The sequence below is a fragment of the Duganella sp. 3397 genome, from assembly GCF_031456625.1.
Classification (GTDB): Bacteria; Pseudomonadota; Gammaproteobacteria; order Burkholderiales; family Burkholderiaceae_D; genus Rugamonas; species Rugamonas phyllosphaerae.
Genome location: NZ_JAVDVB010000004.1, coordinates 233,712 through 249,635, shown reverse-complemented (window position 1 = coordinate 249,635; position 15,924 = coordinate 233,712). Strand labels below are relative to the sequence as shown.

The window sequence follows — 15,924 nt, the reverse complement described above, 5'->3', positions numbered from 1 at the left end:
GCCGCCATCTTGTTCCTGATGCCAGTTCTCCCCTCCATCGCAACCGCCACTCCGAGGAAACCTATGAGCCTGCTACACACCATTGAAAAAGAAACCGGCGCCAACCCCACCGTCGCCATCATCTGGATGCACGGCCTGGGCGCCGACGCCAACGACTTCGTGCCGATGCTGCAGGAGCTGGACCTGCGCGACCTGCCGGCGATCCGCTTCATCTTCCCCAATGCCGACACCATGCCCGTCACCGTCAACGGCGGCTACGTGATGCGCTCGTGGTACGACATCGTCGCCACCGACCTCGGTCGCCAGGAAGACGAAGCGGGCCTGCGCGCCTCGCAGGCGAAAGTGGAAGCGCTGATCGCACGCGAAAAGGAACGCGGCATCGCGGCCGACAAGATCATCCTGGCCGGCTTCTCGCAGGGCAGCGCGATGACCATGCAAACCGGTCTGCGCCAGAAGGAAAAGCTGGCCGGCATGATGTGCCTGTCGGGCTACCTGCCGATCGCCGCCAAGGCCACCACCGAGTTCACCCAGGAGAGCCTGGCCACCCCGGTGTTCATGGCCCACGGCCGCATGGACCCGGTCGTCCCGCTGGCCCGCGCTACCGCCTCGCGCGACCTGCTGCAACAATGGGGCTACAACGTGGAATGGCACGATTACCCGATGCAGCATTCGCTGTGCCAGGAAGAGGTCAATGACATCAGTGCGTGGTTGAAGCGCGTGCTGGCTTAATGGAACCTAGAAAAACCTACTGCGCGATCCGCTATCGCCGCTCCGTTGCTCAGCGTACAGCCGTACGCTTCCGCTACTCGCGACGATAACGAACCGCTCGCTACGGTTTTTCGAGGTCCCCTTGACTTCGTTACGCCAAGGCAGAGGCGACGAGCTGCTGCCAGTCCCGGTCCACGCGGTCGGTATTGGCCAGCAAGATCACCGACTGCTGCCGCTGCGGCAATCGCAGCAGTATGGTATTGAAACCCCACAGGCTGCCGCCGTGGAACACCACATCGTGGCCATCGTGCTGCACCCACTCCAGTCCACAGCGGTAGTCCGGTATCGAACCATCTTGCAACGCCGAGGGTTCGAGCATCGCGCGCAGCACGCTGCCGGGCTCGGCCCACTGGCGATGCCACTCACGCTCCCATAACACCAGTTCCTCCACGCTCGCAACCATGCCGCCATCGCCGACCGTGTTGGCGTTGCCGAGCTGCTGCTTGTAGCCGAACGGGCGCGCCGCGTCTTCCTCGTAGCTGAACACGCGGTGTGGCAACACGTTCTGGCGATCGTCGTCGAAGCCCGAGTGTTTCATGCCCAGTGGCTGCAGCAGCTGTTCCTTCACGTAGCGCGCCAACGGTTGTCCGCTCAGCCGTTCGACCAGGGCGGCGAGCAGGATGTAATTGCTGTTGCTGTAACGATGCGCGGTGCCGGTCGGCATCGCCACCTGGTCCATGCGGGTGATCAGCGCCATGATCTCGCGGTTGCTGAAATAGTCGGCCTCGTGGCGGCCGGGCTGGCATTGCAGAAACTGGAAATAATCGGGAATGCCGCTGCTGTGATTGAGCAAGCTGCGCAGCGCAAACGGCTGTTCGAAGCCGGCCAGTTCCGGCAAGTGTACACACACATCGTCATCGAGCGCGATGCGCCCCGCCTGCACCAGTTGCATGACGGCAGCAGCAGTGAACTGCTTCGATTCCGACGCCAGGTAATACATCGAACGCGCCGAGAGCGGCACGCCCAGTTCCAGCGACGCCAGGCCGTGGTGCAGTTCGAACGAGACTTCGCCGTGCTCGAGCACGAGGGCGCTGAAGCCGGGGCCGTCGCCGGGGAGTGTGGACTGCAGGTATTGAAAATGCTGAATCAAGGGGATATGCATTAAGCAGGCATCCGACACGGCCACCGACATTGACAGACATGGCGCAGGGGAAATTAAAAAACAAGGCCAAAAACGGCAATGGCCCACCGAAGTGGGCCATTCTAACTCGCTTGTTCCCGGGGGAAGGCCTAAGCCAACAAGTCCCAGAAAGCACAGTGTAATTATACGTGAATCCACAACCAGACTGGTCAAGAGCCGCTGTAGTGAAACCGCTGAATGGCTGAGGCAATGGGAAGTTGTTACGGTCGCACTGGCCGCCAGACCGTAAATTGGTTCTGGCTAGGATGCTCTTTTCAATCCGGCAATAACGGCGCAGCCGTCCCCGGCACCGCCGTCTGCGCCGCGTTCATCACCATCGCCAGGAACGTGTAATAGCCGTTGATGCCCATCAGGTCCACTACGCCGTGCTCGCCGAAGGCGGCCAGTGCGGCGGCGTAGGTGGCGTCGTCCACCCGTTGTTGCTGGTGCAGTTGCAGGCAAAATTCCAGCACCAGCGCTTCGTCGGCTGGCAGTCCCACCGGCTGGCGCCGTTCGGCGATCGCGGCGATGGTTGCCTCGGCGATGCCGTATTCGCGCGCGATCGGGGCGTGGATCGCCCATTCCACTTGCTGGCTCCACTGGCGCGCCGTGACCAGGATCGCCAGTTCCGTCAGGCGCGTGCCGAGGGCGCTGCGGTAGCGCAGGTATTCGCCCATGCGCTGGGCGGCCGACATCAGTTCGGGACTGCGTATCAACGGTACGAACGGCCCGTACAGCGCGCCGCGCGGGCCGTCGATCACCGCTTGCGCCGCTACCTGCTGGCTGGCGCTCATCTGCGCGAACGGTATCGGTCCCAGGCGATCGGTCATGTGCTTACTCCTAGTAAAGTTTTCTGAGCATGGTGCGGCATAGATCAACAGAAGACAAGCTGAACGACGATATTGTCTGCTGGCAATCACAAGAACCCACCTGCCAGAAAGGATGTCCATGAACCGCCCCAGCGCCGCCCATCACCCCAGCCACCCCAGCCACCTGATTCACCGCAACCTGCGCCACATGCCGCCTGTCGTAGGATCCGCATCCGGCATGATCGTGCACGACCGCGACGGCAAACGCTATCTCGACGCCAGCGGCGGCGCCGCCGTGTCGTCGCTGGGACATGCGCATCCGGAGGTGCTCGCTGCCATGCACGCCCAGATCGACCGCAACGCCTACGCCCACACGGCTTTTTTCACCTGCGAGGCGGCCGAGGAACTAGCCACGCGGCTGGCCAACGACGCCCCGGGCGACCTCGATCACGTGTACCTGGTGTCGGGCGGGTCGGAGGCGATGGAGACCGCGCTCAAGCTGGCGCGCCAGTATTTCGTGGAAGGCGGCGAGGAGCAGCGCAGCGTGTTCATCGCCCGCCGCCAGAGCTACCACGGCAATACGCTCGGTGCCCTGGCCATCGGCGGCAACGAATGGCGCCGCAAGCCGTTCGCACCGCTGCTGATCGACGTGCCGCGCGTGGCGCCGTGCTTCGAGTACCACGACCGCGCGCCCGGCCAGAGCGTGGAAGACTACACGGCCGCCCTGCTATGCGCGCTGGAAGACACCATCGTCAAGACCGGACCGGCGCGCATCATCGGCTTTTGCGCCGAGACCGTGGTGGGCGCCACCGCCGGCGCCGTGCCGCCCACGCCCGGCTACTTTCGCGGCGTGCGCAGCCTGTGCGACAAGTACGGCATCCTGTGGATCGCCGACGAGGTGATGTGCGGCATGGGCCGCACCGGCACGCTGTACGCGTTCGAGCAGGAAGGCGTGCTGCCCGACCTGGTGGTCCTCGGTAAAGGACTGGGCGCCGGCTACCAGCCAATCGGCGCGGTGCTGGCGCGCACGCCGATTATCGACCGCCTGCGCGATGGCAGCGGCGTGTTCATGCATGGGCATACGTATATGGGCCACCCGGTGGCAGCCGCCGCCGCGCTGGCGGTGCAGCAGGTGATCCGGCGCGACAACCTGCTGGGCGCCGTCACCGGCCGTGGCGCCGTGCTGCGCACGCAGCTGCGTGAGGCACTGGGCCACCATCCCCACGTGGGCGACATCCGTGGCCGGGGCCTGCTGATCGGGGTGGAACTGGTGCGCGACCGCGACACCAGGGAGCCGTTCGATCCCGCCTTGAAACTGCATGCGGCGCTCAAGCAGCAGGCCATGGCATGCGGGCTGATGGTGTACCCGATGGGCGGCACCATCGACGGCGTGCGCGGCGACCACGTGCTGCTGGCGCCGCCCTTCATCGCCAGCGACGACGACCTGGCCGAAATCACCGAACGGCTGACCAGGGCGGTCACGCTGGCGCTGGCCAGCGTGCGCTGACAGCGGTGATTACTTGCGCGGCTGCCAGTCGATCACTTCCTGCTGCTGCTCGCCCAGTCCGGGAATGCCCAGCCGAACCTGGTCGCCCTTTTTCAGGAAGCGTGGTTTCGGCAAGCCCATGCCCACGCCCGGCGGCGTGCCGGTGGCGATCACGTCGCCCGGTTCCAGCGTCATGAATTTCGACAGGTAGCTGACGATCTCCGCCACCGTGAAGATCATGGTGGACGTGTTACCGGTTTGCATGCGCTTGCCGTTCACTTCCAGGTACAGGTCGAGGTCTTGCACGTCGCCGATGTTTTCCGGCGTGACCAGCCACGGGCCGACCGGGCCGAAGCTGTCGCAACCTTTGCCCTTGTCCCATTGCGGGCCGCGTTCGAGCTGGTACGAGCGCTCGGAAACATCGTTGACGACCGTGTAGCCGGCCACGTACTTCAATGCGTCCTCTTCGGTCACGTACTGCGCGCGCGAGCCGATGATGATGCCCAGCTCCACTTCCCAGTCGGTTTTCTTCGACCCCTTGGGCAGCATGATCGGGTCGTCCGGGCCGGTGAGCGCGGTGATGGCCTTCATGAACACGATCGGTTCTTTCGGCAGCGGCATCTTCGCTTCCGCCGCGTGGTCCGAGTAATTGAGGCCGATGCAGACGAACTTGCCGACGTGCTTGACCGGCACGCCGAAGCGCGGGTTGCCGCGCACCAGCGGCAGCGTGGCCGGGTCGATTTTTTCCAGCTTGCGCAGTGCCTTGGGGGCCAGTTGCGCCGCGTCGATATCGTCGATGACGGCGGCCAGCGAGCGCAGCTTGCCCTCGTCGTCGATCATGCCAGGTTGTTCTTTGCCGGGACGGCCGTAGCGCACAAGTCTCATGGTTCACTTTCAATCGGTACAGGACTTGGCATTGTAACGCCGTGGGGCCGGACAACCTACTGCGCAGCCCGCTACGGTTCTTCGGCCCCCCTTGCCTCAGCCGTAACGCTCCTGCCGCAGCCATTTGTTGGCGATGATCTTGGTGCCGGTGACCACCGGCGCACCGCCATGCAGGGTCTGGCGGTCGGGCTGGTGGTTGCTGTCGGTGTTGAGAAACCACAGCGCGCTGCCCTTTTTGGGATACACCTCGAGGCCCAGGCCGGGGAAGATGGTGCCGCCGCCCTGCTCCACCTCGGTCAGGTACAGGATGAAGGTGGCCAGGCGCTGCCCACCGCGCGCCAGGTGGCTGCGGTGGCCGGTGGTGTCGGGGTCGAGCCAGTCGTAGTGGGGCCGGTATTCCTGCGTGCTCGCATATTTTTGCAGCTGGAACGGCTCACCGCATTCGGCCGGCCAGTGCGCCAGCGCGGCCAGGCGCCGTTCGATGCGCTCGGCGATATCAACCTTGCCGCGTTCAATAAACGCCATCTCGCTGGTGCGGCCCTCGTGCACCACGCTCGAACCGTCGTCGGCGCCGGTGACGGTGGAGCGCGAATAGCCGCTGCTGGAGCCGGACTCGCAATGCGCGACGATGGCGTCGCATTCTTCGGTGCCCAGTACGTTGCCGAGCAAGATCACCTGCGGGCTCTTGAGCACGAACAGGATCTCGACTTCGCGCTGGTCCACCACGATCTTGTTGCGCGTGGTGTCGATGAATGGCATCACCTGGGCCGGCGTGAAAATGCTGGCGCCGGCGTCTGCACCACCACGCTGGCGCACCGCCTCGGCGAGCGCGGCGCGCGCCACCTCCATGGTGTACTGGCCGGAGCGGGCCATGCTGTTGGCCATGTCGAGCGGGCTGCAGCCACGCGCCAGGTTGGCGGCGATCCAGTCCTGCCACGACGGTGGCAGCGAGGCGAGCACGGCAGCAGTGGCGAAAGCGTCGGGCATGGGATTATCTGGTGCTAGTGGCCGGGTGATGGTCCATTCTACCGGAAGGCGCCGGACGCCTCCAGCGCCGCCAACCGTACCAGGCCAGTCCCGGCGCCTGCAGCGCAATCAGCAACGCAAAGCCCGCCTGGTAAGCCTGCGCCGGATATTGCCCGCGCAGATTCGGATGCCAGCCATCGAGCACCAGCCCGAAGCCGGCCTGCACCGCGAATGCGCCCAGAAAAATCAGCAGGTTCAGGCAGGTGGCCGCGCGCCCCGTCAGCCGGCCCGGCAAGCCTTGCGCGACCATCGTGTACTCGATGCCGGTGACCGTACCCACCAGCGTGAACAGCACCGCCAGCACCGCGTAGCCGGGTCGCCAGCCGCACACGAAACCGGCCTGCACGATGATGAACAGCGCCACGCCGGCAGCGGCCACCCGCACCGGCCGCACGCCGCGCTTTCCTGCCCACTCGGTGATCATGCCCACCACGATCGCCCCGACGATCACTGCGCCCATGCCCACGTACAGCAGCCAGCTGACCTGGTCTTCGGAGTAGCCGGCCACGTCGCCGAGCCAGCGGCCGAGCCACAGGCCCTGGATGCCGAAGAACACCATGTGCGGCACCAGCACCAGTTGCGCCGCCTCGCGAAACGACGGGTGGCGGCATATCTCGACCATGGCCGCGCGCAGCGGCTGGCGCTGCACAATGGCCGCCTGCGGTGGCGCCAGCAGGCGGATCAGCACGGCGGTAAACATCAGCGCCGACGCCAGCGCGATGAACAGGCTGCGCCAGTCCACGTGTTCGAGCGCGATGCGTACCGGCAGCGTGGCTGATGCCGCACCCAGTCCGCCGGCGGCGATCAGGTAGCCCTGCACCGACGGCAGCCGCGCCGGCGTGATCCAGGTCGATAGCGCCTTGACCGCCGCCATGAAGCAGCCGCCCACGCCGAAGCCGATCACCGCGCGCGCCACCAGCAGCTGGGCAAAATCGCGCCCACCCGCAAAGGCCAGCGTGCCCAGCGCCGCGATGACCAGCATCGGCAACTGCACCCGCGCCGGCCCCCAGCGGTCGAGCGCCACGCCCACCGGCAACTGCGCCAGCGCGAAGGCAAAGAAGAACGCGCTGGTGAGCAGGCCCAGCTGGCCGGGCGTGAGCGCCAGCGCGGCGGTCAGGTCCGGCGCCAGCGTGGCGTTGATCATCCGCATCAGCTGGGACAGGTAGTGGCCCAGCGCGAACGGCAGAAACACCGTCAGGAACACCATGCGCCGCGACAGGGCCGGCGCGGCGGCGGCCGGCGGCGGTACGCCGCGCCCGGCGTGGTTGGCGTCGCCCTTGTGGCGGTCGGCGTCGCGCATGGTGGTTATGCTGCGCGGCTGCCGGCGGTCACCAGCTGGATCACCTTGCGCTCGCCGGCCAGTGCGTGGCCATGACCATGCTCGCTGCGGCTGCCGCCCGCTTCCTCGAAGAAGAATTTGTCCTGGCCGAAGGCCGGCTTGAGCTCATCGAGCCACGTCGCCTGCGCATCGAACCTAGCGTAAAACGGCCGCCGCACCCAGTCCGGATTGCGCGCTTGCAGGAACTGCAGCGCAAACACTTTTTCACCGCCGATGGTGACCACGCCGTCGATCACCACCTTGCCGGGGAAGGCGCTCATCGACGGTCCGCGCACGGTGCGCGCCAGGCCAGACACCATCTGGTACGCGGCCTGGAAAATCTCGTGCGCGCGCACCAGGGGCAGCTGGAAGTAGTCGTGCGGACCGGTGTCGCGCTCGACGAACATGTAGTACGGAATAGCGCCCAGGCGCACGCCGGTCTGCCACAGCTCGGCCCAGCTTTTCGGGTCTTCGTTGATGTGGCGGATCAGCGGTCCCTGCATGCGCAAGGTGGCGCCGGTGCCGACGATGCGCTTGACTGCCTGCTGGGCGATCTCCTGGCGCAGTTCCACCGCGTGGTTGTAGTGGCCCATGATGGCCATGTTCTTGCCGGCGGCGACCACCCGCTCGAACAGGCGCAGCAAGTCGTCGGCATCGCGGTCGCTGACGAAACGCTGCGGCCAATACGCCACCGACTTGGTGCCGATGCGGATGTTCTGGATGTGCGCCAGCTCGGGCGCCAGCAGCGGTTCGATGATCGCTTCGAGCGAACGGGTATTCATCACCAGCGGGTCGCCGCCGGTGATCAGCACATCGGTCACGTGCGGCTGGGTTTTCAGGTAGGCGGCCAGGCCGGTCGATTCGCGCGCATCGAATTTCAGGTCGTCCATGCCGACGAACTGCGGCCAGCGGAAGCAGAAGGTGCAATAGGCGTGGCAGGTCTGGCCGGCGCTGGGGAAGAACAGCACGGTCTCCTGGTACTTGTGCTGCAAGCCGCGCAGCGGCACGCCCTCCAGGTGCGGCACGTTGTGCGTCATCTGCCCGGCCGGGTGCGGATTCATTTGCAGGCGCAGCTTGCGCACCAGCGCGGCCAGCGCCGCCGGGTTGGCATTGCCCAGCACCAGTTCGCGCAGCCGGGCGTAGTCGTTGGGCGCAAGCATGTCGCGGTGCGGGAACACCAGCCGGTAAATCGGATCGTCGGGAATGTTGTTCCAGTCGATCAGCTGGTCGAGCACGTATTCGTTGGTGCGAAATGGCAGCACGTGCGACACCACCTGCACGGCTTCCTGCAAATCGGGCGCGAGCCAGTCCCATTGGCGCGCGTTGCTGATGGTCTGTCGGGTGTACGGCTTGAACTTGGCGGGAGCGTTGGTGGTCATGGCTGGATTCCTGTGGCAGTGGAAGGGCGAAGACCCGATGCTAGGGCGGCCATGCGCGCAGTAAATTGCCATGAATCAAGTGATCCTTGGAAAGTTTTGAGGTCTTGAGGCAAGTGACGATACTACGACAGCCGGACTTTCCTTACGGCTATAACTTGCGGCATCGCAATTTGATGGCAGCTCCGCGCCGGTACAGTTCACCGCTCCCTCCACTCTTTCCCATAAGGAAATTCGCCATGAAACTGCAACCCGTGCTGGCCACCTTTACCGCTGCCGCCATGCTGTCGTTCTACGCCCTGCCGGTGCACGCTGCCGAGCCGACCGAAAAAGACGCCATCGCCATGGCCGAACGCGGCGCTGCCTTCATCAAGGCTCACGGCAAGGACGAGATGATCCGCAAGGTGGCCGCCAGGGACCCGAGCTTCATCCAGGGATCGCTGTACGTGGACATCCGCGACCTGAACACGGGCATCGTGCTGGCGCACCCGGTCAACCCGTCCATCGTCGGCAAGGATCTCACCGACGTGCCGGACGCCAGCGGTAAAAAATACCGGCGCGAGATCATCGATCTCGCCGCCAAAAAAGGCAGCGGCTGGGTCGATTACCAGTACAAGAATCCCGCCACCGGCAAGCTCGAACCGAAGACCACCTACATCCTGCGCGTGGGCGACATCGTGCTCGAAGCCGGCATTTACAAGAAGTGACCCCACCCCAGACCGGAGAGCGCCATGCTGAAAAAATTACGGATCGGCCCCAAACTGCTGCTTGCGCCCGGCCTGGTGCTGGTACTGCTGATCGTCACGGCAGGCGCCGCGTCGATCGGCATGGTGCGCCAGAACGCCTCGCTGGAAAACTTGGTGCAGGTGCGCGCCGCGCGCCTGAAAACCACGGCCGACGTGGCCGGCGAGGCGCGCTATGCCCATGCCCACATCTACCAGTTGCTGGCGTGGGTAAACGGCAGCTTCGCCCAGAGCCGCCTCGATGACCTGGGCCTGCAGATCAAGACCCGCCACGCCGGCATCGAAGACCAGCTGCGGCGCCTGGCTGCCGCCGCCACCCAGGGCGACGAGCGGCGCTACGTCGAGCAATCGCTGAAGGCGCTGGCCGAGTACCGCAAGGCGGTACTGGAAACCATGGACATGGCGCAGATGGACCAAAGCATCGCCACCAACGCCATGGCCCGCGCGGAAAAGCAGTTCCTGGTGCTCAACGACCAGCTGGCGCAGTTGTCGCAGCTCGAAAAAAGCCTGAGCGAAAAAGCCCACGCGCGCGCCAGCGCCGACTTCCACGCGCTGACCACCGCGATGGCGGTGCTGGTGCTGCTGTCGATCGCGCTGTCGCTGGGCGTGACGATGGCGGTGCGGCGCGCCATGCTGCGCGATATCCGCGGCATCGGCGAGGTGGTGATCGCACTGGCCGAGGGCCGCCTGGGCGCCGGCCGCGCCAACCTGGGCCGCGATGAAATCGCCGACACCGCGCGCCTGCTCGACCAGAGCATGGGCAATCTGACCCGCACCATTTCCACCATCCTCGGCGCGGTGCGTTCGATCGACACGGCCGCCCACGAAATCGCCAGCGGCAACCAGGACCTGTCCACCCGCACCGAAATGCAGGCCAGTTCGCTCGAACAAACCGCCAGCGCCATGGACAGCCTGACCCAAGCGGTACAGCAGACCGCCACCAACGCGCGCGAAGCGTGCCAGCTGGCGGCGGGCGCTTCCGACATGGCGCAGCGCGGCGGCGCCGCCGTGCAGCAGGCGGTGCAGACCATGGCCACCATCCGCGCCAGCTCGCGCCAGATCGTCGACATCATAAGCGTGATCGACGGCATTTCGTTCCAGACCAATATCCTGGCCCTGAACGCGGCCGTGGAAGCGGCGCGCGCCGGTGAACAGGGGCGCGGTTTTGCAGTGGTGGCGTCGGAAGTGCGCACGCTGGCGCAGCGCTCGGCGGCGGCGGCCAAGGAGATCAACGCGCTGATCTCGGCGTCGGTGGCCACCATCGACAGCGGCAGCGCCTCGGTGCACCAGGCCGGCGAGCGGATGGTCGATATCGTCGCGTCGGTGCAGCAGGTCAACGACATCATCGCCCGCATCAGCGCGGCCAGCGCGGAACAGGCGCAGGGCATCGCGGAAGTGAACCAGGCGGTAGGCCAGATGGACGACGTCACCCAGCAGAACGCGGCGCTGGTGGAACAGGCGGCGGCAGCGGCCGAGAGCCTGCAGGAGCAGGCGGTGCACCTGTCGCAGGCGGTGTCGGTGTTCCAGCTGGGCGGCGCTGACGCTACCGACGTGGCGGTGGTGGAATTGGTGGCAGCGGCGCCGCCGTCACTGGCGGAACGGCTTGCTCAGAAAGCGCGAGCCCGCCAGGCCAAAGCGCCACGGCAGCTCCACGGCTTTCGAAATGCCGATGCGCGGGCCGGCTAGCACCTCGATGACGGCAGCGGGGTCGGGCGCGCTCACCTGAAACGGCGGGCCGTCGAGCGGCAGGTTGTTGTCGGCACGGGTGACGCCCAGCGCCTGGCACAAACGGCCCGGGCCCGAGCACAGCAGGCGCTCGTCGTCCAGGCCGCGCCTGGCCCGCATCTGCTCGAGCCCCACCAGCGGTTCGATGGCGCGCAGCAGCACCCCGGCGCCGTGGCCATTCTCGCGGCAGACGAAATTGAGGCACCAGTGGATGCCGTGCGAGCGGTACACATAGCTGCGGCCCGGCGGGCCAAACATGGAAAAATTGCGCGGCGTCTCGCCGATATAGCAGTGCGAGGCCGGTTCCTCGCGGTCGTAGGCCTCGGTCTCGACAATGCGCCCGCCCACGCCGTTCACCAGCACGGTGACGCCGATCAACTGGCGCGCGACGACATGCGACGGCGCTTCGAAATCAATTCCGGCAATGATTTTGCTCATGGCCAGATTGTAAAGGAAGCCACAAAAAAACTGACAAAACGTTATCAAACGTGCGGCCGCGATGCAAATAGCGGACGAAATATGTTCAAGAAGCAATAAAAAAGCCAGAAAATCGCGCAAGCTGCCAGCGCTTGCGGTGATAATGACGGGTACGCATGTGCCGCTTTTGCGCCGCCCACCCATTCCGACGATCCCGCACCATGACCACAGTTGCAGCCCGAGCAGTGCCTATGCCAGCAGAAAACGCGGTGGAAGAAGCGCTGATGCGCTCCATCCGCATTCCGCCACGGCCGAGCTTGCTCGTCGACCTGCAACGCGAACTGGCCAAGGCCGATCCCTCGCCGCGCACGATTGCCCGCATCATCGGCAACGACGTCGGCATGTCGGGCGCCCTGCTGAAATTGGCCAATTCGCCCTTCTTCGGCGCCGCCCGCAAGGCTAAGTCGGTCGAACAGGCCATCAATTTCCTGGGCCTGGACCTGTGCGCGTCCACCCTCACCGGCTTGCTGGCGCGGCGCGCCATCGACGGCCAGGGCGCGGACCTGAGCGCGTTCTGGGAAATCTCGATGCGGCGCGCGCAGGCGCTGATGTTCACTTCGCGCCGCCTGCGCATCGCCCCCGCCGACATCGCCCACACGTTCGGCCTGTTCTGCGACATCGGCGTGCCGCTGCTGATGGACCGCTTTGCCGACTACGCCGCCACCTACGACGACGCCTGCGACGAACCGCGCCGCCGCTTCACCGAGATCGAGGACGAGCGCTTCAGCACCAACCACGCGGCCATCGGCTGCCTGCTGGCGCGCAACTGGGGCCTGTCGCCCGACGTCTCGTGGGCGATCCTGCTGCACCACGACTACCGCGTGCTCGACGACCCCGCCACCGACGACGCCGTGCGCTCGCTGGTGGCGCTGACCCTGCTGGCCGAAAAAGGCATCGAGCGCTTCTTCGGCCGCACCCTGTCCCACGAGTGGGAAAAAGGCGGCGAACTGGCCTGCCAGCACCTTGGTCTGACCGAGGACGAAGTGGCCGACCTGCTCGACGAGCTGCACGAAGCCTTTCACAACGAACGATAAAGATCCCCCATCCGCATGCCCAAGAATAAGCGTCCCGTCCCCCGTAAATCCGCCACCTCGCCTGAAGTCAAGGATGAGCAGAACACCACCGAACTGTGCGCGCTGGCGCTGGACCTGTCGGACGGCGAAGCCAATCCCGACATCGTCGCCGCCGCCACCCGCGCCGACCTGGCGCAAAAAGCCATCGAGTTCCAGCGCCTGCTGCGCCGCCTGCTCACGCAAGGCAAGGACGAGGTGCTGTACGGCGCGGTGGAACTGGCGCGCGACGAATCGGTGGACGGCTACCGCTACCTGAAAAACGCCATCGAGGAAGGCGCCGCCAACCTGGTGCTGCGCCGCGAAGGCTCGGCCGACATCGAGATCGACGCGTTTGCGATTCCCGTGTTCGTGCACAGCCAGGGCGGCCTCGATCCGGCGTTCGATTTCCAGGACAGCGCCGCCTACGACGCCGTACTGGCCAGCCTGACTACGGCCGGCCTGGAAAGCCCGAAAGCCAAGGTGGTCCTGGTGAGCCACGCCTACGACCTCGAAGAAGTCGAACGTATCAGCTACGGCCAGCTGCACGCCATGCTGCGCGAGGCGGCCAATTCGCTGACCGAGAAAAAACTCACCGCTGCTCCTGCTTTGGAACGAAGCATGGCGCAGGGCTGGACGGCCACCGCGTTTGGCCTCGAGGACAGCGCGGTGGAAGTGCGCTTCCTGCTCGGCTTTGCCTTGAAGCGCGCCGACGACCCGTTCTACCAGGTGCCGAAAAGCGAAAAAGCGGCCGACGCCTATTTCACCAACCGGGCCGACGCCTATCAACAATGGACCGCCGATTTCGCGCCGATGGTGGCGCGCTGCCTGGGTCGTGGCCGCGGTGTTGATACCACCTTGACGCTCAACTTCCTGTACCAGGACCTGTTCTTCGGCGCGCGCGAGCAGGCCGTGGCCGAATACGCCACCCTGCAAATCCTCGCCACCATGAACGGCGCCATGACCGGCCACGCGCCGGACCAGCTGTCGGCCATCATCGCCCCCACCGACATCGACGACGAAATGCTGCTGCGCGTGCAACTGTCCGCTGGCGCCACGGTGCTGGCCACGGCCGACAAGCCACTCGATCTCACCGCCGACCTGGAAGTGGAAGTGGACGACCTGCGCGACGCACTGGCCAGCATTGGTCTGGCCGACGTCTCGGTCGCGCTGCGGTTCGATGCCGACGGCAACGCGGTCGATGTGCGGCCGCTGGCGTGACGAACTTTTTTTGTCTTTGACTTCGGCCCGATAGCGGCGGATACTTTTTCTTCAAGCGGAACATAGAGTCCGCTGCCTGGCGGTGCCGGCATGGTGCGCCGCAGCGGCGCACGCCACTGGCGTCGCCGAAGGAGACGATCATGAAGTCATCGACACCACTGCGGCTGGGACTGTTCGCGTCCCTGCTGCTGGTCTGCAGCGTGTTATCCGGTTGCGCCAACCTCGGCGCCACGCGCGTACCACCGCCCGGCCTGTTCCAGGACCAGTCGTTCAACCAGCCGGACAAGCCGATCGACACGGCCCAGCTGTTTGCCGTCGACGACGCCATGCGGCGCTATCTGCACGACGAGCTCGGCAGTTCGAAAAAGACCGCAGACAAGCGCCAGGCCCTGTTCGACGCGCTGTACCGGCGCGATCAGCTCAAGCTCGAATACGATGCCGTCATCACCCGCACCGCAGCAGAAACCTTTGCTGCGCGCTCGGGCAACTGCCTGTCGCTGGCCATCATGACCGCTGCGCTGGCGCGCGAGCTGAACTTTGCGGTGCAATTCCAGCAGATCGACGTGGGCGAAGTGTGGAGCCGCAGCGGCAATCTGTATTTTTCCAGCAACCATGTGAACCTGGTGCTCGACCGCAAGCGCATCGATGCCGGCAATGCCAGCCTCGGCTATACCCTCAACGCCGACCATCCGCTGGTGGTCGATTTCATCCCGATCCCGGACACGGCGCGCAGCCGCGCCCAGCCGTTGACGCAGGCCACGGTGGTGGCCATGTACCTCAACAACCGGGCCGCCGAGCTGCTGGCGGCCGGCCACGTGGACGACGCCTACTGGGCGGCGCGCCAGGCCGTGGTCGCCGCTCCCGATTTTCTCAACGCCTACAACACCCTGGGCGTAATCTACCAGCGCCACGGCGACCATACAGCCGCCGAGCGCGCGCTGCGCCATGCGCTGGGCGGCGCGCCCGACAACACCGTTTACTTGTCCAACCTGGCGCAGACGCTGGACCACGCCCAGCGCCCGCAGGAAGCGGAACTGCTGCGCGCACGGCTGCGCTTGCTGGAACCGTATCCGCCGTTCTACTTCTATCACCAGGGCCAGCAAGCGATGGCGCGCGGCGACTATCAACGCGCACGCACCTTGTTCCAGCGCGAACTGGACCGCGTACCGAACTACCACGAGTTGCACTACTGGCTGGCGGTGACCAATTACCAGTTGCACGACGTGCGCGCCGCCGAACGCCACCTGCAAGCGGCGATCGACAATAGCACCTCGCGCGACACCCACGACCTGTACGCGGCCAAGCGCAACCGGCTGCGCGAGGCGGCGCCGAAACAGCAGTAAAATAGTGAGATGGTACGTAGCTCGACAACATCTTGTGGCATATTGTCAATCGGCTATTTCCGAATTTGCCAATAACCCGGTCGTCGCCGTTGATGGGCAACTGCGATCACCCTGACTTCACCTGGGGTCAATTGGTAAATCAGGTCATAGGGAAACCTGCGGAGAGCGTAACGGCGCCGCTTACCTCGAAATACAGAACCCAATTGAGTCGAACCAAGGATCAGTGTCACTGACCTCTCGAACTCGGCCAAGAAGGCTTGCGCTAATCCGACACCCGCTTGTGCGCTGTAAAAATCAGCAGCTTCCTGCAACTCTAAAAGTGCTGCGGGAGCGATCGTCAGCTTCACTTGAGACTCGCACGAATCTGGGCCAGGGCCTCATCAACTGGAATAGCTTTTACCGTTCCATTTTCAATTTCAGCGATACGGCGCTCGACCTCAGCTGCCAGTGCTTCGTCAGCCTGTGCATCGTTTTCGAGACTGGCAATCAGCACCTGCACGATCGCTTCGCGCTCGTCCGTCGTAAGCTTCATTGCTTCAGTAGTGATCAATTCAATTGGCGTTTGCATGGCGCTCTCC

Annotated in this window: 16 protein-coding genes; 7 read left to right on the top strand and 9 right to left on the bottom strand. The window is 65.1% G+C overall.

From position 1 onward, the window contains the following. Positions 1–63 precede the first annotated feature (63 nt). Positions 64–729: an alpha/beta hydrolase gene (locus J2X54_RS13875; RefSeq protein ID WP_310181428.1), complete on the top strand. Its 666-nt coding sequence runs from the start codon at positions 64–66 to the stop codon at positions 727–729. 130 nt (positions 730–859) lie between these two features. On the opposite strand, the gene J2X54_RS13870 is transcribed toward J2X54_RS13875, so the two are convergent. Both J2X54_RS13870 and J2X54_RS13865 read right to left on the bottom strand, forming a co-directional pair. Further along, positions 860–1,858 (bottom strand): serine hydrolase domain-containing protein, encoded by a 999-nt coding sequence (locus J2X54_RS13870; protein WP_310181427.1) that lies wholly within the window; start codon positions 1,856–1,858, stop codon positions 860–862. A 305-nt stretch (positions 1,859–2,163) separates the two neighbouring features. Beyond that, the gene (locus tag J2X54_RS13865) at positions 2,164–2,718 is read right to left on the bottom strand and encodes a carboxymuconolactone decarboxylase family protein (RefSeq protein WP_310181426.1); all 555 of its coding nucleotides are present in this window, start codon (positions 2,716–2,718) and stop codon (positions 2,164–2,166) included. Between the two features lie 118 nt (positions 2,719–2,836). On the opposite strand from J2X54_RS13865, the gene J2X54_RS13860 reads away from it, so the two are divergent. Then, a complete protein-coding gene (locus J2X54_RS13860) occupies positions 2,837–4,204 on the top strand; it encodes an aspartate aminotransferase family protein (protein ID WP_310181425.1) in 1,368 nt (455 codons plus the stop codon). A 9-nt stretch (positions 4,205–4,213) separates the two neighbouring features. Here J2X54_RS13860 and J2X54_RS13855 read toward each other — a convergent pair whose 3' ends face one another. The 4 genes from J2X54_RS13855 to J2X54_RS13840 all read right to left on the bottom strand — a co-directional run bounded on the left by J2X54_RS13855 (position 4,214) and on the right by J2X54_RS13840 (position 8,791). After that, positions 4,214–5,068, bottom strand: a complete 855-nt coding sequence (locus tag J2X54_RS13855; RefSeq protein WP_310181423.1) for a fumarylacetoacetate hydrolase family protein — start codon at positions 5,066–5,068, stop codon at positions 4,214–4,216. Positions 5,069–5,164: 96 nt separating this feature from the next. Then, on the bottom strand, positions 5,165–6,055 hold the full coding sequence (locus J2X54_RS13850; protein ID WP_310181422.1) for a 2OG-Fe(II) oxygenase: 891 nt from the start codon (positions 6,053–6,055) through the stop codon (positions 5,165–5,167). 4 nt (positions 6,056–6,059) lie between these two features. Then, positions 6,060–7,394: an MFS transporter gene (locus tag J2X54_RS13845; protein WP_310181420.1), complete on the bottom strand. Its 1,335-nt coding sequence runs from the start codon at positions 7,392–7,394 to the stop codon at positions 6,060–6,062. A gap of 5 nt (positions 7,395–7,399) precedes the next feature. Continuing rightward, positions 7,400–8,791: a lysine 2,3-aminomutase gene (locus J2X54_RS13840; RefSeq protein WP_310181419.1), complete on the bottom strand. Its 1,392-nt coding sequence runs from the start codon at positions 8,789–8,791 to the stop codon at positions 7,400–7,402. Positions 8,792–9,027: 236 nt separating this feature from the next. Between J2X54_RS13840 and J2X54_RS13835 the strand changes: the two genes are divergently transcribed. Together J2X54_RS13835 and J2X54_RS13830 are read left to right on the top strand one after the other, a co-directional pair. Then, entirely contained in the window at positions 9,028–9,495 is a 468-nt protein-coding gene (locus J2X54_RS13835) for a cache domain-containing protein (protein ID WP_404990912.1), read from the top strand. Positions 9,496–9,519: 24 nt separating this feature from the next. After that, positions 9,520–11,217, top strand: a complete 1,698-nt coding sequence (locus tag J2X54_RS13830; protein ID WP_310181418.1) for a methyl-accepting chemotaxis protein — start codon at positions 9,520–9,522, stop codon at positions 11,215–11,217. Here J2X54_RS13830 and J2X54_RS13825 read toward each other — a convergent pair. Then, positions 11,119–11,694, bottom strand: a complete 576-nt coding sequence (locus J2X54_RS13825) for a DNA-3-methyladenine glycosylase (protein ID WP_310181417.1) — start codon at positions 11,692–11,694, stop codon at positions 11,119–11,121. The two genes, J2X54_RS13830 and J2X54_RS13825, sit on opposite strands and share 99 nt — an antisense overlap. A 200-nt stretch (positions 11,695–11,894) precedes the next feature. On the opposite strand from J2X54_RS13825, the gene J2X54_RS13820 reads away from it, so the two are divergent. The 3 genes from J2X54_RS13820 (at position 11,895) to J2X54_RS13810 (ending at position 15,346) form a co-directional block, all read left to right on the top strand. Continuing rightward, positions 11,895–12,767 carry an HDOD domain-containing protein gene (locus J2X54_RS13820; protein WP_070251240.1) on the top strand — a complete coding sequence of 291 codons (873 nt, stop codon included), beginning with the start codon at positions 11,895–11,897 and terminating at the stop codon, positions 12,765–12,767. Between the two features lie 15 nt (positions 12,768–12,782). Then, positions 12,783–14,003, top strand: a complete 1,221-nt coding sequence (locus tag J2X54_RS13815; RefSeq protein ID WP_310181416.1) for a DUF2863 family protein — start codon at positions 12,783–12,785, stop codon at positions 14,001–14,003. 140 nt (positions 14,004–14,143) lie between these two features. After that, entirely contained in the window at positions 14,144–15,346 is a 1,203-nt protein-coding gene (locus tag J2X54_RS13810) for a tetratricopeptide repeat protein (protein WP_310181415.1), read from the top strand. A 53-nt stretch (positions 15,347–15,399) separates the two neighbouring features. Here J2X54_RS13810 and J2X54_RS25740 read toward each other — a convergent pair whose 3' ends face one another. Then, a complete protein-coding gene (locus tag J2X54_RS25740) occupies positions 15,400–15,693 on the bottom strand; it encodes a type II toxin-antitoxin system RelE/ParE family toxin (RefSeq protein ID WP_404990911.1) in 294 nt (97 codons plus the stop codon). Next, positions 15,690–15,914 carry an addiction module protein gene (locus tag J2X54_RS13805; RefSeq protein ID WP_310181414.1) on the bottom strand — a complete coding sequence of 75 codons (225 nt, stop codon included), beginning with the start codon at positions 15,912–15,914 and terminating at the stop codon, positions 15,690–15,692. The genes J2X54_RS25740 and J2X54_RS13805 overlap by 4 nt, the downstream gene beginning before the upstream one ends. Between the last annotated feature and the right edge of the window lie 10 nt (positions 15,915–15,924).